Annotated in this window: 21 protein-coding genes and 1 pseudogene; 9 read left to right on the top strand and 13 right to left on the bottom strand. The window is 64.8% G+C overall.

What is annotated here, in order from left to right:
• Nucleotides 1–142 precede the first annotated feature (142 nt).
• A complete protein-coding gene (gene mgtE, locus ABZ293_RS40500; protein WP_355189645.1) occupies nucleotides 143–1507 on the bottom strand; it encodes a magnesium transporter in 1365 nt (454 codons plus the stop codon).
• Nucleotides 1508–1862: 355 nt separating this feature from the next.
• Nucleotides 1863–2372, bottom strand: a complete 510-nt coding sequence (locus ABZ293_RS40505) for a hypothetical protein (protein WP_355189646.1) — start codon at nucleotides 2370–2372, stop codon at nucleotides 1863–1865.
• Between the two features lie 161 nt (nucleotides 2373–2533).
• Between ABZ293_RS40505 and ABZ293_RS40510 the strand changes: the two genes are divergently transcribed.
• The 3 genes from ABZ293_RS40510 to ABZ293_RS40520 all read left to right on the top strand — a co-directional run bounded on the left by ABZ293_RS40510 (nucleotide 2534) and on the right by ABZ293_RS40520 (nucleotide 6182).
• Nucleotides 2534–3526: an LLM class F420-dependent oxidoreductase gene (locus ABZ293_RS40510; RefSeq protein ID WP_355189647.1), complete on the top strand. Its 993-nt coding sequence runs from the start codon at nucleotides 2534–2536 to the stop codon at nucleotides 3524–3526.
• A 267-nt stretch (nucleotides 3527–3793) separates the two neighbouring features.
• Entirely contained in the window at nucleotides 3794–4606 is an 813-nt protein-coding gene (locus ABZ293_RS40515) for a CPBP family intramembrane glutamic endopeptidase (protein WP_355189648.1), read from the top strand.
• A gap of 328 nt (nucleotides 4607–4934) precedes the next feature.
• The gene (locus ABZ293_RS40520; protein ID WP_355189649.1) at nucleotides 4935–6182 is read left to right on the top strand and encodes a serine hydrolase domain-containing protein; all 1248 of its coding nucleotides are present in this window, start codon (nucleotides 4935–4937) and stop codon (nucleotides 6180–6182) included.
• Between the two features lie 370 nt (nucleotides 6183–6552).
• On the opposite strand, the gene eccCb is transcribed toward ABZ293_RS40520, so the two are convergent.
• The 6 genes and pseudogenes from eccCb to ABZ293_RS40550 form a co-directional block, all read right to left on the bottom strand.
• Nucleotides 6553–10893 carry a type VII secretion protein EccCb gene (gene eccCb / locus ABZ293_RS40525; RefSeq protein ID WP_355189650.1) on the bottom strand — a complete coding sequence of 1447 codons (4341 nt, stop codon included), beginning with the start codon at nucleotides 10891–10893 and terminating at the stop codon, nucleotides 6553–6555.
• Entirely contained in the window at nucleotides 10886–11257 is a 372-nt protein-coding gene (locus ABZ293_RS40530; RefSeq protein WP_355189651.1) for a hypothetical protein, read from the bottom strand. Before ABZ293_RS40530 ends, eccCb begins: the two co-directional genes overlap by 8 nt.
• A gap of 123 nt (nucleotides 11258–11380) precedes the next feature.
• Nucleotides 11381–13486: pseudogene (gene nrdE / locus ABZ293_RS40535) on the bottom strand (class 1b ribonucleoside-diphosphate reductase subunit alpha); the annotation flags it as partial.
• A gap of 38 nt (nucleotides 13487–13524) precedes the next feature.
• Complete coding sequence (gene nrdI, locus ABZ293_RS40540) at nucleotides 13525–13986, bottom strand: class Ib ribonucleoside-diphosphate reductase assembly flavoprotein NrdI (protein WP_354960959.1); 462 nt, start codon at nucleotides 13984–13986, stop codon at nucleotides 13525–13527.
• 45 nt (nucleotides 13987–14031) lie between these two features.
• Nucleotides 14032–14265 carry a redoxin NrdH gene (locus ABZ293_RS40545; RefSeq protein ID WP_040693941.1) on the bottom strand — a complete coding sequence of 78 codons (234 nt, stop codon included), beginning with the start codon at nucleotides 14263–14265 and terminating at the stop codon, nucleotides 14032–14034.
• A gap of 423 nt (nucleotides 14266–14688) precedes the next feature.
• Nucleotides 14689–15255 carry an NAD(P)H-dependent oxidoreductase gene (locus ABZ293_RS40550; RefSeq protein WP_355189652.1) on the bottom strand — a complete coding sequence of 189 codons (567 nt, stop codon included), beginning with the start codon at nucleotides 15253–15255 and terminating at the stop codon, nucleotides 14689–14691.
• 128 nt (nucleotides 15256–15383) lie between these two features.
• Between ABZ293_RS40550 and ABZ293_RS40555 the strand changes: the two genes are divergently transcribed.
• Nucleotides 15384–16010, top strand: a complete 627-nt coding sequence (locus ABZ293_RS40555; protein WP_354960965.1) for a helix-turn-helix domain-containing protein — start codon at nucleotides 15384–15386, stop codon at nucleotides 16008–16010.
• A 6-nt stretch (nucleotides 16011–16016) separates the two neighbouring features.
• A complete protein-coding gene (gene nadE / locus ABZ293_RS40560) occupies nucleotides 16017–16841 on the top strand; it encodes an ammonia-dependent NAD(+) synthetase (RefSeq protein WP_355189653.1) in 825 nt (274 codons plus the stop codon).
• Between the two features lie 18 nt (nucleotides 16842–16859).
• Here the strand turns inward: nadE and ABZ293_RS40565 are convergent, their stop codons facing one another.
• The 3 genes from ABZ293_RS40565 to moaA all read right to left on the bottom strand — a co-directional run bounded on the left by ABZ293_RS40565 (nucleotide 16860) and on the right by moaA (nucleotide 18667).
• Complete coding sequence (locus tag ABZ293_RS40565) at nucleotides 16860–17261, bottom strand: DUF1003 domain-containing protein (protein ID WP_355189654.1); 402 nt, start codon at nucleotides 17259–17261, stop codon at nucleotides 16860–16862.
• Nucleotides 17262–17373: 112 nt separating this feature from the next.
• Nucleotides 17374–17616, bottom strand: coding sequence for a MoaD/ThiS family protein (locus tag ABZ293_RS40570; protein WP_355189655.1), 243 nt, complete (start codon nucleotides 17614–17616; stop codon nucleotides 17374–17376).
• Entirely contained in the window at nucleotides 17609–18667 is a 1059-nt protein-coding gene (gene moaA, locus ABZ293_RS40575; protein ID WP_355189656.1) for a GTP 3',8-cyclase MoaA, read from the bottom strand. The genes ABZ293_RS40570 and moaA overlap by 8 nt, the downstream gene beginning before the upstream one ends.
• 140 nt (nucleotides 18668–18807) lie before the next feature.
• Here moaA and glp point away from each other — a divergent pair, with 140 nt between their 5' ends.
• The 4 genes from glp (at nucleotide 18808) to ABZ293_RS40595 (ending at nucleotide 22695) form a co-directional block, all read left to right on the top strand.
• Nucleotides 18808–20073, top strand: a complete 1266-nt coding sequence (gene glp / locus ABZ293_RS40580) for a gephyrin-like molybdotransferase Glp (protein WP_355189657.1) — start codon at nucleotides 18808–18810, stop codon at nucleotides 20071–20073.
• Entirely contained in the window at nucleotides 20070–21116 is a 1047-nt protein-coding gene (gene moaCB / locus ABZ293_RS40585) for a bifunctional molybdenum cofactor biosynthesis protein MoaC/MoaB (RefSeq protein ID WP_355189658.1), read from the top strand. The genes glp and moaCB overlap by 4 nt, the downstream gene beginning before the upstream one ends.
• On the top strand, nucleotides 21103–21540 hold the full coding sequence (locus tag ABZ293_RS40590; protein ID WP_355189659.1) for a molybdenum cofactor biosynthesis protein MoaE: 438 nt from the start codon (nucleotides 21103–21105) through the stop codon (nucleotides 21538–21540). Before moaCB ends, ABZ293_RS40590 begins: the two co-directional genes overlap by 14 nt.
• Before the next feature lie 147 nt (nucleotides 21541–21687).
• On the top strand, nucleotides 21688–22695 hold the full coding sequence (locus ABZ293_RS40595) for an AraC family transcriptional regulator ligand-binding domain-containing protein (RefSeq protein WP_355189660.1): 1008 nt from the start codon (nucleotides 21688–21690) through the stop codon (nucleotides 22693–22695).
• Nucleotides 22696–22739: 44 nt separating this feature from the next.
• On the opposite strand, the gene ABZ293_RS40600 is transcribed toward ABZ293_RS40595, so the two are convergent.
• Entirely contained in the window at nucleotides 22740–22931 is a 192-nt protein-coding gene (locus ABZ293_RS40600; protein WP_355189661.1) for a hypothetical protein, read from the bottom strand.
• 235 nt (nucleotides 22932–23166) lie between these two features.
• Nucleotides 23167–24216, bottom strand: a complete 1050-nt coding sequence (locus tag ABZ293_RS40605; protein ID WP_355189662.1) for a CobW family GTP-binding protein — start codon at nucleotides 24214–24216, stop codon at nucleotides 23167–23169.
• Nucleotides 24217–24384: the final 168 nt, after the last annotated feature.

The following is a 24384-nucleotide window of genomic DNA, read 5'->3' on the forward strand; positions in this document are numbered from 1 at the left end:
CGCGGCCAGGTCGAATACCGCACTGAGATCCGCGGCGATCTCGGTGCGGAACCGGGCGCGGTTGCCCACCGCACCAATGGCCGGGTCGGCCATTGCCGCCGGATGTCACCGACAACCGGGCATCGGATTTCTCGTATTCGCCTCAGATGCCGAGGACGATCTTGGCGGTGGTGAAGTAGATGATCAGACCGGTTGCGTCCACCAGCGTGGTGACCATGGGGGCGGAAACGACGGCCGGGTCGATGCGGAAGCGCTTGGCCAGCAGGGGCATGGTGCCGCCGATGGTGGCGGCCCAGCCGCAGATGATGACCAGGGTGATGCCGACGACCAGGGCGGTGCCCGGGTCGACGAACAGTGCGCCGATCGCGACGCCCGCGGTGGCCAGCATGGTGCCGAGCACCAGACCGACCCGGCATTCGCGCCAGATCACCTTGAACAGGTCCGAACCGCGTACCTCGCCGACGGCGAGTGCGCGCACGCAGGCGGTCGCCGCCTGGGCGCCCGCATTGCCACCCGCGCCGATGAGCAGCGGGATGAACAGTGCCAGATGCGCCGCCTGCTGCAGGGTGCCCTCGAAGAAATCGGTGACACTGACCGTCAAGGTGGCCGCGAACAGCAACAGCAGCAACCACAGCGCGCGGTAGCGGGCCAACTGGAAGACCTTGGCCGCCATGTAGTGGCCCTCCCACGGCGCGGAACCCGCCTGCTTGGCGACATCCTCGCTATCGGCGGCCTCGATGACCTCGACGGCGTCATCGATGGTGAGCAGCCCGACCAGCCGGTCCTCACTGTCGACGACCGGCAGGTTGATGACATTGGTCTCGCGCATCAGCCGCGCCGCCTGCTCCGCGGAATCGGTGGCGCGCACGAATGTGGGTTCGGTGACGACAAGATCGGAGACCATCGTGTCCGGACGACTCAGTACCAGTTCGCGCAACTCGACAATGCCGGTGAGGCGGCGACCGGAGTCGACGACGGGCAGCGTGTACACCGTCTCGGCATTGATGCCCTTGATCCGCACCGTCTGCAGCGCGTCGGGCACGCTCAAATTACGCGGCAGCGCAACGACTTCCGGCGTCATATAGAGCCCGACCGAGCCCTCCGGATAGCCGAGCAACGTCGCGGTCATCCGCCGTTCGCGCGCGCTCAGTCCGGCGAGCACCTTCTTGGCGACCTTGGCGGGCGCCTCGCGCAGCATCCTGGCCCGGTCGTCGGGGTCCATGCCCTCGACCAGCTCGCGGAAGCTCTGATCGCGCAGACCCTCCAGAATCTGTTGCTGGTCAACGGGTTCGAGCTCCTCGAAGACGGCAAGCGCCAGATCCTTGTCGAGCAGACGGAAGGCAACGCCCGCTTGGACGGCGTCCATGCGTGCGAGTTCGTCCGCGATGACATGCGGCGAATGGTCGTCGAGCCAGTCGAGCGCGGCGTCGACACGATGGGTATCCGCGATGTCCTGCAGAGATGCGGACAGCGTCGGACGTGCTTCGATGAGATCGGTCTGTGACATGGGAGGTCCTCAGCACACGGCGAGTAAGCGAGTGAATCGAAAAACGAAGTCACACCGCGGGCACCGACCCCATGACCGCTAACCCGAGAAGCTACGGCTCCCGGATGCTAACGACTGCACGAAGGGGCGGCGCCGCGCGGCCTTCGACTGGGAGGTTCGCTGCGCATGGCAACCCCACCTCCTAATCGCCGCCGCAGCACCGTCAGCACTGCAGATTTCTCGAATGCGCCACCCTAACGGGCCGGCCGCACAGCTTCCGCTTGAAGGATACATGCGATGGCGCTGGTGTTCACAGTCGAATCGGGTAAAGACCGAGGACATCTCGTCCGGCTATGACCGTTGCCACTCCAGGGCGTCAGGGCGATAATGTCGCGCCGACGGCGCTCTCGACATCGGGCCACGTCGGCGTGTGCTCGATCCACTCCGGCACCGGTTCGGCCTGCACACCGAACAGATACAGATGTGGCACCAGATCGCGCAGCGCGAGATGCACCGCGAGGCGGTCGTCGATCATGTGCGTGATCCCCAATTCGGCGCAGTGGACCGCCTTGTCCGCCCGCTTGCGGCAGCACCGCACGCTCTCGCGCGGCACCCCGGTCCGCTGGTAGAACCCCTGATGATCGAGCCACTGCAGGGTGCGTTCCTGGACCCGGGGCCCACATTTGGAGATCACCCAGACCCGACTGTCGAACCGCTCGACCAGCCGCGCCAACACCTCGAATGCGCCATCGGTCGGCGGCGTGGCCAGTGCCTGTTCGATAGCCCCTGAGAGAAAGACCGTATCCGCGCCCCCATCCGGCAGCGCGGCCCCCTGAATGACCCGACCGAAGTCCACCCCGAGTCGGGGTTGTCCATAACTATTCATCACTATTCCGATCCAGCTTGACCCGAATCGAGCTCACATGCCAGCGAATTGACGACCGAGTTGCGCGCATCCGGCGTAGAACCCTTGTCCGGGTGGCGCCGAGCCGGGAAGAGTGAACCGATTGCGACTAGGTTCGGTGCAAACACACGAAGGAGAGATCTGTGCGCTTCGGCATCTTCATTCCGCAGGGGTGGCGGCTCGATTTGGTCGGTATCGACCCGGCGGCGCAGTGGGGGGTGATGCGCGATCTCGCCCAACGCGTCGATTCCGGCGATACCTGGGAGTCGCTGTGGGTGTACGACCACTTCCATACGGTGCCGGTGCCGACCGAGGAGGCGACCCACGAGGCGTGGACGCTGATGGCGGCTTTCGCGGCCAGCACATCCCGCATTCGGCTCGGGCAGATGTGTACCGCGATCAGCTACCGCAATCCGGTGTATCTCGCCAAGGTTGCCGCGACGACGGATCTGATCTCGGGCGGCCGGGTCGAGATGGGCATCGGCGGCGGCTGGTACGAACACGAGTGGCGCGCTTACGGTTACGGTTTTCCGTCGGCGGGTGAGCGGCTTGGGCGGCTCGATGAGGGTGTGCAGATCTTCCGCCAGGCCTGGACCGACGGTAAGGCCACGCTGGACGGTAAGCACTACCAGGTCGACGGTGCCATCGTGCGGCCACTTCCATTGCAGGAGGGTGGGATTCCGCTGTGGATCGCCGGTGGCGGTGAGAAGAAGACGCTGCGCATCGCGGCGAAGTACGCCCGCTACACCAACTTCAGTGGCGCACCGGAGGAATTCGCGCACAAGTCCGACATTCTGCGCGCGCACTGCGCCGATGTCGGCACCGATTTCGATGCCATCGTGCGCTCCTCGAACTTCAACGCGGTCATCGCATCCACCGAAGCCGAAGTCGAGGAACGCCTTTCGGCACTCCAGGCACGGTTGGCAACCGTAGTCGATGACAACCAGGCCAAGTCCTATGTCGACGGCATGTTCCGCACCTCCCCCGCCGTCGGCACCCCGGAACAGATCGTCGAGCGACTGTCCGCCGTCCGCGATCTCGGCCTGTCCTATGCCATCTTCAACTTCCCCGAAGCCGCCTATGACACCAGCGGAATCGACCTGTTCGAACGCGAAATAGCCCCGGCTCTGCGCTGACCCCATCCGCTGCAGCGGCGGTCGCCCCACGGCGTCCGCCGCTTTCGGGCATCATACGGCTGCCGCAATGGTCGTCCCATGACCGGATCGCGAGCGGTTAACATGGAAACGGCTGGGCTGGACGACCGGAAACCCGTCCTACAGGCCGCAGACAAGCCGCAACCCGACAAACGCACCACCCGGGTGGGGACTTTCGTATCCGGCGTGTCAGCTCCATATCAGTGTCGTGTCAGTGCTGTATTCGCCGACCCTGTGATCGTCGACGGCATGAAAAAAGCACAGACGCCTACTGTCACCACGGAAGATCCGCTGCCGGGCGGAATCGCCGGGCGGCTGCTCGCCGACCAGCACTCCCTGCCACTGTCCATCGCGCTACACCTCGTCCCCGGCGCCTTGATCGTCGCCGTCTATATGCTCATCGCCGAACCACTCGTCAAGGCCATCGGCTATCCGCCCCTCTTGGGTTGGGCGATCGCCCTGTGCCTGATTCTGATACCGGTCCTGGTGGGTCTGCTGTGGCTGGGCCGCAAGCGCAACGGCCGCTTCTCGCTGCGCGGCGTGCTGCACTACACCGACAGGCCGGTCTCGCGCGGAAAGCTTGTCGCGATGGTCATCCCGCTCATCGTGTGGATGGGGGTGCTGTCGTTCGCAACTGTGTCGGTGAACAAATTCTTCTTCCAGAACTTCTTCACCTGGGTCCCGTTCACGGACAAAGGCGGCACCTTCACCGCCCCCTTCGATGGGGCCTCGCACTCGGTCGTGCTCACCACGCTGGTGATATGCCTGCCGCTGACCGGAATTTCCCTGCCGTTCATCGAGGAACTCTACTTCCGCGGCTTCCTGCTGCCCCGCCTCCCCCAGCTGGGCCGGTGGGCACCGCTGGTGAACACGGCCCTGTTCTCGCTGTACCACTTCTGGTCGCCGTGGGTGTTCGTGTCCCGAGTGATCTTCTTTTTCCCAGGGCCCTGGCTCGCCTGGAAGAACAAGGACATCCGGGTGTCGATCGGGATGCACGTCGGGGTGACCTCGCTCACCGCGACGCTCGGCGCCATCGCCTGTGCGCTGAACCTCTTCCCATAACACCCCTCTCGCGCGATCCAGCGAGGTTTCGGGGCACGACTGTGTGGCCGGGTCAGGTCGGGCTCGATGGGGGCTAGGCAGAAAAGTCTTGGGCGACATGCCGATCCGTGTCAGCGGGCGTGTCAGATCGGTGTCAGGTCGGTATCAGCGGGCCTGGCGACAGTATTCCTATGAACAGCACCGCAATTGCAGTTCCCGAGCCGCGGAAGGCACACGGGGACAAGACGATCCGCATCGATCTGGCTATCGGCGCCGAGTGCTCGGCGAGCTGGTCATCTGAGCCCGACACCGGACAGAAGAAGGAACCATGAGAATCCAATCGCCAACCATGGGGCGCAGCTACGGCGTGCGCCGGCGCCCGGTCCTCCGCGGCCAGGTCTTCCGGCGAGTGGCCGTCACCGCGCTGGCAGTCACCGCGCTGGCCGGGGCGGCCACCAGCACGGCAGTGCCGAACGCCGCTGCCGACCCGAACCGCCCGGAACTCCAGCAGACCATCCAGGAGATCGTCGATTCCGGTTTCGCCGGAATACAGCTGCGCGTGAACGATGAACGAGGCGAGTGGGTCGGCAGCGCCGGAGTGCGCAAACTGGGCGAGGCCGCGAAGCCGTCGACGGACGGAGAGTTCTGGACAGGCAGCGTCATCAAGTCCTTCACCGCGACCCTGGTTCTGAAACTGGTGGCGGAGGGCAAGGTAGGGCTGGATGCGCCGGTAGCCGACTACCTGCCCGAGTTCGGCCTGGACCGGCGGATCACGGTGCGAATGCTGCTGCAGCACACCAGCGGATTGTTCAACTACACCGGCGAGTACTACGACGACGGAAGATTCGAGCCGGGGATCCCCGCGACAGGCAAGGAATGGGTCGAGAACCGGTTCCACACCTACCAGCCGGAAGAGCTGGTACGGCTGGCTTTGTCCAAGCAGCCTCGGTTCGAGCCGGGGACCGACTGGAGCTACTCCAACACCAACTACACCGTTGCCCGGCTGCTGATCGAGAAGGTCACCGGCAGTACGTACGACAAGGAGCTGCAGCGGCGGATCTTGGAGCCGCTCGGGTTGCACCACACCATGGAGGCGGGCCTCACCCAGACCGAAATCCCCGGGCCGCACGCCCACGGCTACTACCGCTACCAGGACGGCGACCAGTGGAAGGTGGTCGACGTCACCCGCCAGAACCTCTCCCTGCTGCCGGCCGCAGGTGACTTGATCTCGACCACCGAGGACCTGCACACGTACTTCTCTGCGCTGAATGGCGGCAAGCTCCTGCCGGCTGCCCTGTTGGCCGAGATGCGCAAGCCGAACCCGAAGATCGGCTACGGCCTCGGGGTATTCGTTCAGGACGTGGGCCCGGCGTGCGGCGGCACCATCTACCACCACAACGGCAGCCCCCCGGGAGGCTACGGGGCAGTGATGATCAGCTCCCCCGACGGCAGCAAGACCTTGACCGCCTCGATAACCACCGGAGACGCCGCAATCAACCTGATGACAGAGTTCCCGAAGATACTGCAGAAGCTCATCAACGCGGTGTTCTGTGGCGGGCAGGCCGGGTCAGCTGACGAGGCCGAGCCGGGCAAGTAGGCGGGACCGACTACCGCGGACGGATACGCCTCGAAGGCTCCGGAATCGGGCAGCTCTTTGTCGTGAGACGTGTTGCTGCCGTGTCGATTTCGATGACTGTGTCAGCGTGTCGCGGTGACATGCGGCGGCCACCGCACCATCATCGTCGGGTTCTGTCCAAGAGGCTGAATTGAGACGCGGTGGCCGTGGGCGTGTGCCTCGGGTGATGGGTTCGGTCAAACCGGCGCGCTCATCCGAACTGGATTCGCTTGCGGTATTTCGTAATTCGTTCTACAGCTGTCTTGTGTGGCGTGCCGACGCGCTGTTCGAGTTGACTCCCATCGGCCAAAGACACCACACCCCACCAGCACAGCTCGTGGAGGAGACAAACTCAGTCTTCGTGCGGAATGTCGCAGATCTGCACCAGCTCCGGCTCGCGGACGCGGGTCACGAACACACCTCGGCCCGGCGGCAATGGCAATGGGCGCACATCACCGATGAGCGCACCCTCCTCCCGCGAGCCGCTCATGACCAATCCATCGACACCCAGATCGCGCAACCTGTTGATCACCGGATCGTAGATGGCACGTCCGGCGCCACCGGTGCGCCGGGCCAGGATCAAATGGAACCCGAGATCCCTTGCCTGCGCGAGATAGTCGACCAGCGGCAGCAGTGGATTGCTCACACTGGTGCCCACCATGTCGTAATCATCGACGATGATGAACAGCTCCGGTCCACTCCACCAACTGCGCTCGCGCAGTTGCTGTGGCGTGACATCCGGTCCCGGGGTGCGGCGAGACAGGTACGCGATAAGTTCGGTGACCATGTCCGTCGCGGTCTGCGAGTTGGTCGCGTACCCCGCGAGATGGGCGTCCCCGACCGTACCGAGCATCGTCCGCCGAAAGTCGATCAGCCCAATTCTCGCTTGCTCGGGCGCGGCGTTTTCGGTCAGCCCCGCGACAATATTCCGCAGCGTCGTCGTCTTGCCCGATTCGGAGTCGGCGAATACGAGAAAGTGCGGCTGGCTACGGAAGTCGAGGACCACCGGTCGCAGATCGGACTCGCGTACGCCGATGATCACGCGATCCCGACTCTGCTCGATCGACAACACATCGGCGGTCGCGAGCACCTCGGCACGCGTGATGTGCGCGGGCAGCAGCCGAATTTCGGGGGCACGGCGACCTGGGTATTCCGCGGCGATCTGTGCTGCGGCAGCGCGGATACCGGCAGGCACCGAGTCGAAGTCACGATTCGAGTCCAGTCGCGGCAGCGCCATCATGATGTGCTGGACACCGGCGGCCCCGAGAATCAAGCCACGCCCCGACAGGTCGGGCACGAGGGCCGCGGCCTTCCTGCTGAGTTCGGACTCATTCGGATCATCGAGGCGCAGCTCGACTGGCATCCGGATCCGGTCCCGCACCGAAGGCCGGATATCGCGCCACTTGCCGGACGCGAGAATCACATAGATACCGAACCGGAATCCCTGCGCAACAAGAGTGTTCAGCTCATGATCCAGAGATTCGAACTGCCCGATCAATTCCCGCCAGCCGTCGACGACGAGGAACACATCACCGAGCCGATCACTCCACGAGTCATCCATCCGACGCAGTTCCGGCGGCAAGGAAACCTCCGCCGCCCACCGACTGCGGAGTTCGTCGATCGACTCGACCTGTGCCGATGTGCAGAGATCCGCGCGCTCACGCATCCGAGCCGCCAACTCGGCTACGGTGCGGCGGACCCGATCTGGATCCGACCTGTCTGCGATCGAACCCACATGCGGCAGCTCCGCGAGGTTCGTGAGTAATCCGCCATCGAAATCGAGAACATAGAACTGGGCCTGCTCGGGGGGTTGAGTCGCGGCAATCGCCAGCACTATGGTCGCCAACGCCCTGGACTTGCCGGACTTGCGGCCGCCGACCACCGCGACGTTCCCTTGATCCCCCACCGTGGGCATGGTCGTGAGCACATCTTGACGCTGCAAATAAGGATCATCGACGACGCCGACCGGTGCCGACGACCTCCCCCGGTGACTCCGGGTCGACAACAGCATGTCGATGGTTGTCGGCGAGGTCAATGGCGGCAGCCATACCGCACGTGCAGGTGATGCAGCCCCGTGCAGTTGCGCAACCAGCGCCTCGAGCAGGGTGCGCTGAACCATTGCGCCGGTATCCTTGGCGAATTCGCCACGCTCCGGTCGCGACACGTACGCGGCTCGGATGCGAACCAACTCGGAGTGGTCATATTTCAAGTACGCATGTCCAGGCGTGCTCGGCAGGTGATAAGCATCCGGCACGCCCAACACCGCGCGCGATTCATTGGCCGAAAACGTCCGCAACGCAATCCGATAAGACATATGCGCCTCGAGCCCACCGAGCCGATATCCGTCGAGTCGGTGCGTTGCGAGTAACAGATGCAGCCCCAACGAACGCCCGAGTCGTCCGATCATGACCAACGCATCCGCGAATCCTGGCCGCTGCGACAGGAGTTCGGCGAACTCGTCCACGATGATGAACAACAGAGGCACGGGAGCGAGCTCGGCGCCCGCCGCACGGGCCGACTCGTATTCGCGGATGTTCGCGAAATTCCCCAACGACTGCAGCAACTTCTGCCGCCACGCCACCTCACCCGCAATCGTCTCGACCAGACGATCGATCAGCGGAAGATCAGCCTCCAGATCCGGGACAATAGCCGAAACATGCGGCAGCCCAACGAATCTGTCGAATGCATCGCCGCCTTTAGCGGAGATCAACAGGAAGTTGAGCGCGTCGGGCGGGTGGTTGAGCGCAAGGCCAGCGACAATATTCTTCAGCAATGTCGACTTGCCCGAACCCGTGGCACCGACCACCAGACCGTGTGGACCCATACCGCCCTCTGCGGCCTGCTTCAGATCCAGGTCGACGGTTTCGCCGGTGGGCGTCACACCGATCGGAATACGCAGCCGCTCACGCGCGGCCCGCGGCCGCCATGCCACGGCGAGATCGACCTGGTCATTCGCATCCAGCCCGAACAGTTCAGCGAAGTCGACCTCACCCTCGAACGGCGAACGCCGCACCTGCGGACCGCGCGCGTCGGGCCACGCTCCGACGACTCGGCTCACCAATTCGCCGGCACCATCGGTCATCTCAACGACGCCCACCGAATCCTGTTGCAGCTCACGCAGATCCGGCATGGCGACGCGAAATGGTCGCTGCCCGTATAGCGCCCAGCCCGGCCCCTCCGGCAGCCGGGCGGCACGCTCGGGATTGAGTCGCGATTCCGCCGGGCGGTGCAGCCGCAGTTCGATATGTGCGGGCAGCAGATCGGCCAACCAGTCCGGTATTTCGGTCCAGTCGCGGGCCGTTGCGACCAGGTGCACACCGTACTCCGGACCCGCGCTCGCCACCTGTTTGATCCTGCTGTCCAGTTCCGCGATGTGCTCGCGGAAGTCGCCCCACCGATCGATCAGGAGAAAGATATCCGCGACCGGGCCTTCGGTCAGCACGGGCCGGGCGGCACGCAAACTGGCGGGTGAGTCGATATTGTTGTCCCGGTACAGCTTTTTGCGCCTGCGGATTTCCGCGGTGACCTTCTCCAACAGCACCAGAACCTGCTCGGGTTCGTCATCGCTCGCGACCCCGGCAAGGTGCGGTAGCGCACTCATCGAACCCAAGCGGTTACTGGACTCCAGCGCGTAGACCTGCACTTCGTCCGGGGTATGCGTGAGCGCAAGCGATCCGGCGAGCGTGCGCAGCAGCGTGCTCTTCCCGGCTCCGGCGCGGCCGATGACCAGCAGATTTCCATCGGCCCCCGCCAGATCCAGCCAGACCGTCTCCCCCTCCGCACCGTCGACGCGCCGCTCCTGACCGATCGGCACCTTCAGTCGGCCTGTCCCCCACCAGTTCTCGGCACGCAGACCTGCCACCGGATCGCGTTCGAGCCGACCGAGTAGATCGCCGAGTTGAACTCGATCGCCCGCCTCGAGGATGCTGGAGTACTTCCGCCGGACCCGTGCGATGTACACCTCGTCCTTGAATACCCCGTAGTGATTCGGAGTCTGCCTGCTCGTGCGGGCGCGCACATCGGCGCTGGCATAGGTCCACAGATCGTGCGCTCCGATGAGTCCGCTGCCATTATCGGCCAGGCCCGTGCCGATGCCCTTCACCAGCGCCGAGGTGAAGACCGACAGCGGCGCGGACTGATCCGCGCTCGCCCGTCCATCCTCGGCGGTCTCGATCGCGCTCGACGCGGTCAGCACGCAGATACCGTCTCCCGCAGCGAGTTCCCGACCGACATCATCGATATTCGGCGCGGACTTGACCACATCGGAACCGAGGAAGGCGCCGCTGTAGCAGCAGTCCAGCAGAATGATCTTCGCCGCCGCGGCCGAATCCCTGATCAATTCCCGGATAAACGTCGAGGACACCGCCGTACTGCTGATCAGTTGCGGGTCGGTATTGCTGGTCGCCAGATACAGGTTCTGCCTGGTTCGCAGGCCGTGACCGGAGAAGTAGAAGAGGATGACATCCTCCGGCTCGGCGCCGCGGAACAGCCGCTCGATACTGCGTTCGATCTCGGCCTTGGACTCATTGATCAATAGCTCGGTCGGCCGGAAGCCGCCGATCTCCGGGTCGCGCAGCAACTCTCGCAACTGATCGGCATCGGTGACCGGCGCGTAGAGCCGAGGCAGACCCTCGAAGTGGTAGGTGTCGTTGGCCACGAACAGCGCCAACCGGCGTCCGGTCGGACTACTCATCGTCGAGCAGGTCGCGCAGCTGATCGACGATCTTGTCGACCTGCCCGTCGCTCGGCCGCGCGATGGTGACCTCCCGATCGCCATTCTTGACGGTGACCGAGGCGGCCCTGGTGCGGTCCAGGAATCTGATGACAATATCCCGGATCGCCCATGCCACGGTGCCGATCGCACCGCCGGAGGCGACCAGCTGGCCGATCTGCTCGAGCGCCCCGGATTTCACGCCGTCGCCCGCGGCCGCCGTCGCACGTCGTACGACGAGGCCCCTGATCTCGCGCAGATCGGTCTGTAGCTCATCGGCGAGTTCGTCGAGCCACTCGGCATCTCGTCGCCCGCCGGAATTGATCACCAGCACAACATCGGTCATGATCTGTCGCCCCTCCTATCGACCCACGCTCACCGTAGTCCGATAACTCTAGCCAGGAGGTATGCGACCCAAAAGCCGAACGGGGCGGCCTCCCGATGGAGACCGCCCCATTGGACGAAACAACTACAGCATGCAGCTCACGCAGCCCTCGACTTCGGTTCCCTCCAAAGCCATTTGACGCAACCGGATGTAGTAGAGAGTCTTGATGCCCTTGCGCCAGGCGTAGATCTGGGCGCGGTTGAGGTCGCGGGTTGTCGCGGTGTCCTTGAAGAAGAGGGTCAGCGACAGGCCCTGGTCCACGTGCTGGGTGGCGGCGGCGTAGGTGTCGATGATCTTCTCGTAGCCGATTTCGTAGGCGTCCTCGTAGAACTCGAGGTTGTCGTTGGTGAGGTAGGGGGCCGGGTAGTAGACGCGACCGATCTTGCCTTCCTTGCGGATCTCGATCTTCGACGCCACCGGGTGGATGGAACTGGTGGAGTGGTTGATGTAGGAGATCGAGCCGGTCGGCGGGACGGCCTGCAGGTTCTGGTTGTAGATACCGTGCTCCATGACCGAGGCCTTCAGCTCGAGCCAGTCGGCCTGGGTCGGAATGTGTACGCCCGCATCGGCGAACAGCTGCGCGACCCGATCGGTCTTCGGCTCCCACACCTGGTCGGTGTACTTGTCGAAGTACTCGCCGGAGGCGTACTTGGATTCGGGGAAGCCGCCGAAGTAGGTGCCGCGCTCCTTCGCGATCAGGTTCGAGGCCCGAATCGCGTGATACACCACGGTATAGAAGTAGATATTGGTGAAGTCGATACCCTCTTCGGACCCGTAGCGCACCCGCTCACGGGCCAGGTACCCGTGCAGATTCATCTGGCCGAGACCGATCGCGTGGGATTCGTTATTGCCCTGTTCGATCGACGGCACCGAGTAGATGTGGGTCTGATCCGAGACCGCGGTCAGTGCCCGGATCGCGGTATCGATGGTCCGCGCGAAATCGGGTGAATCCATCGTCTTGGCAATGTTGAGCGATCCGAGATTGCACGAAATGTCCTTGCCCACCTTGGCATAGGTCAGATCGTCGTTGAACAGCGACGGCGTCGAGACCTGCAGGATCTCCGAGCACAGATTCGAGTGGGTGATCTTGCCCGCGATCGGGTTGGCCCGGTTCACGGTGTCCTCGAACATGATGTACGGGTAGCCGGATTCGAACTGCAGTTCGGCGATGGTCTGGAAGAACTCGCGCGCCTTGATCTTCGACTTGCGGATCCGCTTGTCGTCGACCATCTCGTAGTACTTCTCGGTGACATTGATATCGGCGAACGGCACGCCGTAGATGCGCTCCACGTCGTACGGCGAGAAGAGGTACATATCCTCGTTCTTCTTCGCCAGCTCGAAGGTGATGTCCGGGATGACCACCCCCAGCGAGAGCGTCTTGATGCGGATCTTCTCATCCGCGTTCTCCCGCTTGGTATCCAGGAATCGGTAGATATCCGGATGGTGCGCGTGCAGATACACCGCACCCGCACCCTGCCGCGCGCCGAGCTGGTTGGCGTAGGAGAACGAATCCTCGAGCAGCTTCATGATCGGGATGACACCCGAGCTCTGGTTCTCGATCTTCTTGATCGGGGCGCCGTGCTCGCGAATATTGCTGAGCAGCAATGCGACACCGCCACCGCGCTTGGACAGCTGCAGGGCGGAGTTGATGGAGCGCCCGATGGACTCCATATTGTCCTCGATGCGCAGCAGGAAGCACGACACCGGTTCGCCGCGCTGCTTCTTGCCCGAGTTGAGGAAGGTCGGGGTGGCGGGTTGGAAACGGCCGTCGATGATTTCGTCGACCAATCGGCCCGCGAGCACCTCGTCACCCGCGGCCAGCGTCAGCGCGACCATGACCACGCGGTCCTCGAACCGCTCCAGGTAGCGCTTACCGTCGAAGGTCTTGAGCGTGTAGGAGGTGTAGTACTTGAACGCGCCGAGGAAGGTGGGGAACCGGAACTTCTTGGCGTAGGCCTGCTGGAACAGCGTCTTGATGAACCCGCGGCTGTACTGCTCGAGAACCTCTGCCTCGTAATAGTTCTCCTCGACCAGGTAGTCCAGCTTCTCCTCGAGATTGTGGAAGAAGACGGTGTTCTGGTTGACGTGCTGCAGGAAGTACTGGTGCGCCGCCTCGCGGTCCTTGTCGAACTGGATCTTGCCGTCGGCGCCGTACAGGTTCAGCATCGCGTTGAGGGCGTGGTAGTCCATGACCTCGCCCGCATCGGCGGAACGGACCGGTGGCTGCTCTAAGCGAGCCGTTTTGCCGGTCGGTGCTGTCGTTGCTGTTGCCAAAACAATCCCAATCCCTCGCGGACGCGTTCGACGTCCTCAGCGGTTCCCATGAGTTCGAAGCGATATAGGTAAGGCACCCCACACTTTCGTGAGATCACCTCGCCCGCATAGCAATAGGTATCGCCGAAGTTCGTGTTTCCCGCCGCCACGACACCGCGCAGCAGTGCGCGGTTGTGCGGATCGTTGAGGAACTTGGCGACCTGTCGCGGCACGAAATCCTTATCGGATCTATGTCCCCCCAGGACGTGCCGACCGCCCCCGTAGGTGGGGACGATCAGCACGTAGGGTTCGTCTACGCGCAGTGAGTCAGCGGTGTGCAGTGGTATGCGAGTCGCTGGGAGCCCCAGCTTCTCGACGAAGCGATGCGTATTCTCCGAGGCGCTGGAGAAGTAGACCAGCGCCGTTCCTTCGGACATGGCCACCTCCCCTTCCCATCGGATGCACCGGAAAGCTGGAAGCGATCAGGCCGCCACGGTTGCGAGCGACTTGATGCGGTCGGGCCGGAAGCCGGACCAGTGATCCTCACCGGCGACGACAACCGGCGCCTGCAGGTAACCCAGCGCCATGACGTAGTCACGCGCCTCGTCGTTCTCGGAGATATCGATGACTTCGTAGTCCACCCCAGCCTTGTCGAGCGCCTTGTAGGTGGCATTGCATTGGACGCAAGCGGGCTTGGTGTACACGGTGATGGTCATTGAGTCCCTCTCTCCTATGCCTGATCCACAGCCTGTGATCCGTATGCTGATCGTTCGAGCGACCTGCAATCAGTCGCTAGCGATGCATGATCCGACCTACACTGCGCAAATTCCTGGATCGGTTCCGAAACCCCTGCTCAGCCGCTCGTGGCCGAGGCCGATCTCATTCCGTCTTCCAGCACTCAAGACACTACACCTAGTGGCCGACAGATTCATACAACACGACATGTTGCGAGTCACAACGGTGAAATTCCCAAGCGGTAAGTACCTGGACGCTCGATACGCAACCCGACACAACAGTGGCGCAGATCACAATTTCGCACCATAGCGCCCTCCCAGCAAACTTCTTTCGGCGAACGAAAAAGGGCCGCCCCCGGACTCCGTGAACGGAGCGGGGACGGCCCTTCCATCGGGACCCGACACTCAGGCGGACACCAGCTTGCCGGTCGCCTCGACGAGCTCGTGGACGGTCGCACCGAGTTGGGTCAGCGCCTCGGCATCATCGCGCGGATGCGCCTGCGCGAACCGGTCACCGAATGCGGCGAAGTGCAGGTGCGCATCCTCGACCACGCGTGCGCCCGCGACGCCGAGCGCCTTGACCACGTCGCCGTGCGCCCACTTGGCCGCGTTCTGGCTGATCGAACCGCTCACCACCGCGACCGGCCGATCCTTGAGCGCACCAACGCCATACGGCCGCGAGGCCCAGTCGATGGCGTTCTTGAGCACGGCCGGAATGCTGCCGTTGTATTCGGGCGTGACCAGCAGCAGTCCGTCGGAGGCGGTGACCGCATCGCGCAGCGCCTGCGCGGCGGCGGGTACCGAGCCGGGCACGTCGAGATCCTCGTTGTAGAACGGGATATCGGCAAGGCCCTCGTAGATGGTGATCTCGACGCCCTCGGGCGCGGTCTGCACCGCGGCCTCGGCGAGCTGGCGGTTGATCGACGCGGCACGGAGGCTGCCGACCAGAGTGAGGATCCGAGTCTGACTCATGACAACTCCTGGTGTACTGGATGTGGTGTCCGAACTTCTGCCTACACTAACCGGACCATGGTCCGATTCCATTCCCGGAGAACCGCGAGAGGCCCGTGAGCTACAGCACATCCATGCCGGACGACATGATGCCCGAGCGTCCGCTGCTCGGCGTCGGTGCGCCCCTGCCCGTCAATACCGAACGCGCGGACGCGGCGCGCAACCGCCAGCTACTGCTGGACGCGGCACAACAGCTGGTGCGTGAACAAGGCGTGGACAGCCTCACGATGGACGCGCTGGCCAAGCGGGCCGGTGTTGGCAAGGGCACCGTCTTCCGCCGGTTCGGCAGCAGGTCGGGACTGCTGCGCGCGCTCTTGGACCACGCCGAGCGAAAGTTCCAGGAAGAGTTCATGTTCGGACCGCCGCCGCTGGGGCCGGGGGCGGAGCCGGTGGATCGGCTGGTCGCCTTCGGCCGGGCCCGGCTACTCGATATCGAGGTCGCTGGCGAACTGCACCGCGCCGCGGAAATCGGCGAGGCGAACCAGCGCTATACCGGCCCGCCCTACGGCCTGCTCCGCGCACACGTGACGATGCTGCTGCGGGCGGCGCGGGTGGACGGCGATGTGGTGCTGATCGCCGATGGGCTACTGGGGCTGCTCGGCGCCGCGCTGGTGATGCATCAGATGCATGTGCTCGGCTATGACCGGTGTCGGATCGGCGACAACTGGGAGGCCTTCGTTCGACGGGTTGTCATTCCGTCGCGCCCAGTAGAGTGAGGCGCCATGGGGAACCTGCGTGAACAGATCATCGCCGAGTTGGGCGTCCAGTCGAATATCGAACCGAAGGTCGAGGTGCGGCGGCGGATCGATTTCCTCAAAGACTATCTGAGCGCAAGTCCCGCCCGGGGTTTCGTGCTCGGCATCAGCGGCGGCCAGGACAGCGCGCTGACCGGCCGACTGTGCCAGCTCGCCGCCGAGGAACTGCGCGCCGACGGTGCCGATGCCACCTTCATTGCGGTGCGACTGCCCTACGGTGTGCAGGCCGATGAGGCCGACGCCCGGATCGCGCTGCGGTTCATCCAGCCCGACCGCTCGGTGGTAGTGAATATCCGCCCCGGCGCCAATGCCGTTGCCGCCGAGGTGGCCTCGGCATTGCAGGTGGACAAGCTGCGCGATTTCGTGCGCGGCAATGTCAAGGCCCGCGAACGCATGGTGATCCAGTACGCCATCGCCGGCCAGGAGAATATGCTCGTCGTCGGCACCGACCATGCCGCGGAGGCGGTCACCGGCTTCTTCACCAAATTCGGCGACGGCGGCGTCGACATCACCCCGCTGACCGGACTCACCAAGCGCCAGGGCGCGGCCCTGCTGCAGGAACTCGGAGCACCGGCGAGCATCTGGTCGAAGGTCCCCACCGCCGACCTCGAGGACGACCGCCCGGCACTGCCCGACGAGGAGGCGCTCGGCCTGCGCTACACCGAAATCGATGACTACCTCGAGGGCAACGACGTCACGCCCGAGGTCGCCACGAAGCTCGAGACTATCTTCCGCAACACCAGGCACAAGCGCACCGTCCCGGTCACCCCGCTCGATACCTGGTGGCGCTGAACCCGTTAGCGGCCGAGCCTATTTCTGATCCGCTTCCTCGATCAGTCTGCGATGCAGTTCCGTCGTCATCTGGTGAATGGCCTTCGTCAGCTCCAGATCGCTCTTGAGCTGTAACTCCTGTTCGGTGAAGTCGTGGTCGGCCTTGATCTGCTGGAACTGCGCCTGCCGGTTCTGGCCGATCATCACGAAGGTCGACAGGAAGATCGCTTCCAACGAGACGACCAGCGTGAGGGTCGGCCACGGACTGCGCTCCAACCACAGCATCCAGACCGCGAACAGCGCCGCATGGAGGTAGACGAACTGCATCGACCCGGCGAATCTGGTGATCTGATCGGCGAGCCGCAGCTGGAAGCTGGCCCCCCGTATCTCCTGCTGTTTCTGGAGCGCGGGATGCAGCGATAGCTTCGGCGGCTTGATCATGGGGTCGGCCTTCTTCCGGGTGGAGCAACGAGATGCGTTGGCGCGCCGATGCTAACGCGCCGACGTCAGTCTGCTGACTACGTCGTCGGCGCGGCACCTGGGACCGGGAGGATCAGCCGCCCGCGAAGGGCGGGAGGACGTCGACGCGGGGGGTCAAGGCGACCGACGGGTCGCGGGTGAGTTCGTCACCGACCAGGTAGGCGCAGACGTGGAGCATCTTGTCGAGGTCGGGGCCATACGAGGCGGCCAGTGTGCTGCGCAGATCGGCGACCGTGGCATCGGCCGGGAATTCGAGGATTTCCCGATCCTTGCCAACCGCGTCGGCGATCGCGGCGAAGTAGCGGATCTCAACCACCGATGGCTCCCATCGTGCGTTCCGGGGGGACGAAACCCTCGGCGTCGATACCGTGACCCGCCCACTTGTTCCACATGGCGCCGCGCCAGATGGTGGCGATCTCATCATCGTCGGCGCCCGTGCGCAGTGCTTGGCGCACGTCGAATTCCTCATCGCTGAACAGACAGGACCGCAGCATGCCATCGGCGGTGAGCCGGGTTCGGTCGCAGGTATCGCAGAACTTGCGGGTCACCGTGGCGATGATGCCGACCGTCGCCGGACCGCCGTCGACGAGCCATTTCTCCGCCGGGGCCGACGGATCGGACCGGCCCGCCTCGGTGAGTGTGAAGCGGGTGCCGAGGACATCGAGCAATTCGGCCGCGGTCACCATATTGGCGCGCGCCCATTCGTGATCGGCGTCCAGCGGCATTTCCTCGATGAACCGCAGTTCGCAGTCCTCGTCCAGACACCAGCGCAGCAGATCCGGCGCACCGGCGAGGGTGTCGCGCATCAGCACCGCGTTGATCTTCATCGGCGCCAGCCCGGCATCCCGGGCCGCGCGGATGCCCGCGAGGACCGAATCGAGTCGATCGCGGCGGGTCAGGCGGGCGAAGCCGAGCCGATCCACGGTATCCAATGAGACATTCACGCGGCTGAGCCCGGCGTCCGCGAGTGCGCGGACCCGATGGGCGAGTCCGACACCATTGGTCGTCATGGCCAGCGGGATCTCGGGCACCCGCTGGTGGCAACCGGCGATGATCTGCTCGAGATCGCGGCGCATCAGCGGCTCGCCGCCGGTGAACCGGACCTCGCGCACCCCTAGCTCCCGCACGGCCAGCGCGACCAGTCGCACGATTTCCTCGACGGTCAGCAGTTCTTGCTGCGGGATTGCGGGCAGGCCCTCTTCGGGCATGCAGTAGGTGCAGCGCAGTGAGCATTTTTCGGTGATCGATACGCGCAGATCGCGTGCGGTGCGCCCGAATCGATCCACCAGATATGGCGTATCGGGGCGTCCGTCGAGCGAGGGCACCCTGGACCGTACGGCGGGAATCCCCATCTCGACCAGCGTCACACGTCCATTATGACCGGTCCGTACGCCATGCCCATGGGCGGACCGCACCATCCTGGCCTCACAAACTCCGAGTTCAGCAGGTGAGCGTTCGTGTGAAACGACGAGAGAACTCGCTACCGATCGGCGATTAGGCTGGCCGCATGACCTCGCGCCCCACCACCTCCGGTGGCCACCGACCGAGCCGCGCCGCGGCCCGGTCCGCCGACGCGTACCGCGACACCATCGAAGCGCTGCTGCGACCACTGGCCACGCGGCCGGTCGAATCCGTCGCGGTACCCGCGGCGCTGGGCCGACAGCTGGCCGAGGACATCCATGCGCCGGTGGACCTGCCGGTATTCCGCAACTCCGCGATGGACGGATACGCGGTGCGCGCCGAATCGGTGGTCCTCACTCCGGTGACCCTGCCGCTGGCCGGTGTGGTCGCGGCGGGCGCCGCCGGGCAGACACCATTGCCGCCCGGCACCGCGATGAAGGTGATGACCGGTGCGCCGATTCCGCCCGGCGCCGATTGTGTGGTGCCGGTCGAGGATGTGCACAGCGATGGCGCGACGGTGACCGTCGAGCGGGGCCGCACCGCAGGAGAATTCGTGCGCGAACCGGGCACCGACGTGCGCACCGGCGAATTGCTGGCGCGGGCGGGCACGACCCTCGCGCCGCGCCATATCGCTGCGCTCGCCGCGGTCGGGCTCGCGACGGTGCCGGTATTCCAGCCGATTCGCGCGGCGGTGATCACCACCGGTGACGAACTCGTCTCCGCCGGAACACCATTGCGCCCCGGCCAGATCTACAACTCCAACGGCATCGCTCTCGCGGCCGCGCTGACCGCGAACGGTGTCACCGTCGTCTCGGTCGAGCACAGCACCGACGATCCGGAGCGATTTCGCGCATTGCTATCCGCCGCAACGGAATCCGCCGATATCGTCTTCACCTCCGGCGGGGTCTCCAAGGGCGACTTCGAGGTGGTCAAGGATGTGCTCGGGCCGATGGGCGGGGAATTCGGCTCGGTCGCGGTGCAACCCGGCGGGCCGCAGGGCCGCACCGTCGTCAACGGTGTACCGGTGCTGAGCTTTCCCGGAAATCCGGTGAGCACCATGGTGTCCTTCGAGGTGTTCGCCCGGCCGATACTGCGCCGCCTGGCCGGTCTGCCCGAGGTGGAGGTCTACCAGGTGCCACTGCGCAATGCGGTGCGCTCGCCCGAGGGACGACGTCAATTCCTGCGCGGACGGCTCGTCCACGATGACGACGCCGCGCCCGGCCTGCACCGGAATCCGGAAGCCGTCGAGGTCGTCTCCGGGCCGGGTTCACATCTCATCGCGGGCATGGCCTGGGCGGATGTGCTGATCGATGTGCCAGCGGCGGTCACCGCGCTGCCGGTCGGCGCGCCTGTGCGAGTGTGGTTGCTATGAGTGAGTTGTCCCATGTCGACCGGGAAGGTCGCGCCCGCATGGTCGATGTGAGCGCGAAGTCCGACACCACCCGGATCGCGGTCGCGGCCGGTGAGCTGCGGACCACCGCCGAGGTGATCGCGCTGGTGCGGGCCGACGATATGCCGAAGGCCGATGTGCTCGCCACCGCCCGGATCGCCGGTATCGCGGGTGCGAAGAAGACCTCCGAACTGATTCCGCTGTGCCATCAGCTGGCGCTGTCGTCGGTGAAGGTCGAATTCGGCTTTACCGACACCGCCATCACGATCCGGGCGAGGGCGAAGACCAAGGGCCCCACCGGCGTCGAGATGGAGGCGCTCACCGCGGTCGCGGTGGCGGGACTCACGCTGCACGATATGGTCAAGGCGGTCGACCCGGCCGCGACTCTCGACGGTATCCGACTGCTCACCAAAGAGGGTGGCAAACACGGACACTGGGAACGCCCCGAGGAACCGGCCCCAGCGACCCCCGTTTCGCTGCTCGACAATGAACCGGAAGCCACCGAAGCCGCGGAAGACGCTGCGGCGGTGGATATCTCGGAAGGTGAGCGCTCGGCGGTGGTGCTGGTCGCATCCACCGGCGCAGCGGTCGGCACCCGCGTGGATACCACCGGCCCGGTGCTCGCGCAATGGCTCGGCGGACTTGGCTTCTCGGTGCGAGGACCGCTGGTATACGCCGATGCCGAGATCGATATCGGCCTCGCCGACGCGCTGCGCTTCGCGCCGTCGCTGGTGATCAGCACCGGCGGCACCGGCGCCTCCCCCACCGATGCCACTCCCGAGGCAACACTCGCGGTGCTCGATCGCGAATTGCCCGGTGTCGCAGAGGCGATTCGGCAGCGCGGCACCGCGAAATTCCCACTGGCCGCGCTCAGTCGCGGCGTCGCCGGGCTGGCGGGCCGATCGGTGATCGTGAATCTGCCCGGCTCCCCCGGCGGGGTCAAAGACGGTATGGCGGTGCTGGAGCCGCTTCTGGATCATCTGCTCGCGCAAGTAGCAGGAGGCGGCAACCATGACCACAAGTGAATTCGCGGCCGTACGCCTGGCGGGTATCAGCGATCAGCCGCTGGACCCGGCGGTCGTGGAGGCCGCTGTGACCGGGCCGGAGTACGGCGCGGTCGTGGTGTTCACCGGCAAGGTGCGCGATCACGATGGCGGACAGGCGGTTTCCGCGCTGGAGTATTCCGCGCATCCGGACGCCGAACGATTTCTGCGCAATTGCTGCGCCGCACTCGCCGAACGCTCCGGACTGCCGGTCGCGGCCGTCCACCGAGTCGGTCAGCTGACCGTCGGTGACCTCGCGATCGTCGTCGCGGTCGCCGCACCGCATCGCGCCGAAGCCTTCACCACCTGTGCGGAATTGGTGGATCGGATCAAACACGAAGTGCCGATCTGGAAGCGCCAATTGTTCGCCGACGGTCTATCCGAATGGGTCAACGCCTGCGGGTAAAGGGTCATTGCCAATGTTCAACCTCGTCATGAGCGCCGGTCGGGTTGCCCGAAACAACGTTGTGACGCGAATTCACTGACGATTCAATACCCGCGGGATAGCGTTCTCCCCGCAGAAGATTCGTCGATCCGCAGCAGGAGGGGCGCATTGGGAACCGACCAGGTATTGCTGCACAGATTCGTCATCGCACAGCTCACGGCGGCGGGGGTGGACCGGGATCGGCTGATCCGCGAGACCGGACTACCCGAATGGACCATGGCTGGCGAGGATGTGCACCTGCCGAGTCACACCTTCTCGCGGCTCTGGGAACTCGGTGAACACGCGCTCGGCGATCCGAATGTCGCGCTGTATGTGGCCAGCCGCTACGAACTCACCAGCCTCGGCCTCTACGACTATCTGTTCTCCACCGCACCAACGCTCGGCGCCGGTCTGGCGACCTGTGGCCCCTATGTCGCCGCCGTGACCACCAATCACCGCTTCGACCTGGTCACCGAGAATGAAGACGAGGTCACGCTGTATCTCGACATGATCGATGGCGAGGGCCGTGGCCGCGATCTCACCCAACTGTGGGGACTGGCGGCGGTGCTCAGCCGGGCACGGCGGGTGGTCCGCGAACCGCTCATCCCGCTGCGGGTGGCACTGCGGCAGCAGGCACCCGCGAAAATCGACGCCTTCGTCGAGGTCTTCGGCGGCCCCGCCATCGAATTCGACGCACCGTTCGATGCCATGACCTTCCATGCCAGCGCTATGGAACTGCCGCTGACCACCAGCGATCCGGTGCTGGCCGGCGTGCTGCGGCCGCTGGCCGACGCGCTCCCGCCACCGCCGCCCTTGACTACCGCATGGCCGGATCGGGTCGCCGCCGCCGTCACCGACGCACTGGCCGAGGGAGCGGTATCGCTGGATCGGGTGGCCCGCCGACTCGCCACCAGCCCGCGCACGCTGCAACGCAGGCTGCTGGAGGCGGGTACCACCTGGCGATCGGAATTGGAGCGGGCGCGCAATGCCCGCCTGGCACAGGCGAATGTGGATGGGCCACTGAGCCGAACGCGCCAGGCCGAACTACTGGGGTATTCGGATGCGGGGTCGATGCGGCGGGCGGCCCGCCGACGGTCCATGACCCAGCCCATGCACCGATCGAACCTCCTGGCCTGATCCGCCGCACCCCCGCGCCGCACCCGTGTCAGCACCGGATGCGGTCACACCTTCAGGAAGGTTGACGCGATACGCCAGAATGTCGCATCCTCGATGACACGGAAATCCCAGCCATCGACGATATCTCGGGTTGCGGCGACAATGGCGGGCACATCGAAATCATCACGCGTCGCGGTGCCCTTGGCCTCTAACGCAGCGACCACGTACGCCGTCGCGCTCTCCCAGGTCTCTGACACGGAACTCTCCAATCGGTCGTAGAGACAAATACGGTCGATCACGGTTCGGGCGCCGAACCGACACCGCGCGCAGCAGGTTCGCTACGTTGCGCATATGCCACGCGCGGCGGGGCAATGCGTCAGTCTTATGTATGCGCCATTGCCGCGCCAAGTACCGAACGCGCCAGCTACGAGCAGAACGCGCCAACTTTGTCGACACGCCAACACTGTCGAGCTGCCTCTGTTCGCTGCGGCGTCAGTGCGGTGTGTAGCGCCAGATGCCGAGCATGGCAGCGGGATCCAGTGGTTCGGCGTTGGTATGCACAGTGTCGTGCAGCCGTCGCAGCGCCGCATCGGCGGGTAGACCCGCACCGATCAATACCAGCTGCGTCGTGCGCGATTCGCCGCGCGACCAGGAGTCCGGTTCGAAGACAATGTGGCGGCCGACCATATGCAGCACGAACTTCCGGCGTTCGGCCGCGACACCGAAGGCGGCAAAACCCTTGGCGCGGAACAAGCCCGGCGGCGGGTCCTCCAAGAATGCGACCAGGCGCCGCGGATCCAATTCCCGCTCGCTGGTGAAGGACACGCTGGTGTAGTCGTCGTGCAGATGCCGGTGCCCGGCGTGGTCGTGCTGGTGGTCATGCGTGTGATCGTGTTCGTCGAGCAGTTCGTCGAAGCTCAATTGTTCGGCGACCCTGGGTATTTCGCGCAGCGGTTCGTCGAACAGCAGGCCCGGGTCGATGCGTCCGTGAGTGGTCGCATACACCGGAACCGGCCCGATCAGCTCGGTGATCTCCTGCCGCACTAGCTCCAGCCGATCCCGTGGTACCCGATCGGCCTTGTTCAGCACCACCAGATCCGCCAGTCGCAGATGCGTGGCGAGTTCGGGATGGCGCCCGCGCGTGTCCGGGAACTGTTCGGCATCCACCACCTCGACCAATCCGCCATAGCGGATGCGCGGATTCTCGGTGCCGACCACCATCCGGATCAGATTGCGCGGTTCGGCCAGACCACTGGCTTCCACCACGATCACATCGATTTTGGCGCGCGGCTGCGCCAGCTTGGTGAACAACTCGTCGAGTTCGCCGACATCGACCGCACAGCAGACACATCCGTTGCCCAACGACACCATGGCGTCGACCTGCCCGGCCACCAGCATGGCATCGATATTGATGGCCCCGAAGTCATTGACCACCACGCCGATCCGCGTACCGCGGTTATTGCGCAGCAGATGGTTGAGCAGCGTCGTCTTCCCGGATCCCAGGAACCCGGCGACGATCAGAACAGGAATCCGCTCGGCCACCCGGACGAGTCTATTGGCGGCTGTGTTCTTGGCCGCGCGGACGCGGCGTGTTCGCGGCCCCGAGTATTCAGCATCGCGTAGCGATTCGATGAGGGGTGGCGGTCGGGCGACGGGTGGGCCTCGCGTCCGAGCCGTCGAGACTCGCGACTTCGTCGCATGCGCTTCGAC

Source organism: Nocardia sp. NPDC005998, from assembly GCF_040614395.1.
In the GTDB taxonomy this organism is placed as follows: domain Bacteria; phylum Actinomycetota; class Actinomycetes; order Mycobacteriales; family Mycobacteriaceae; genus Nocardia.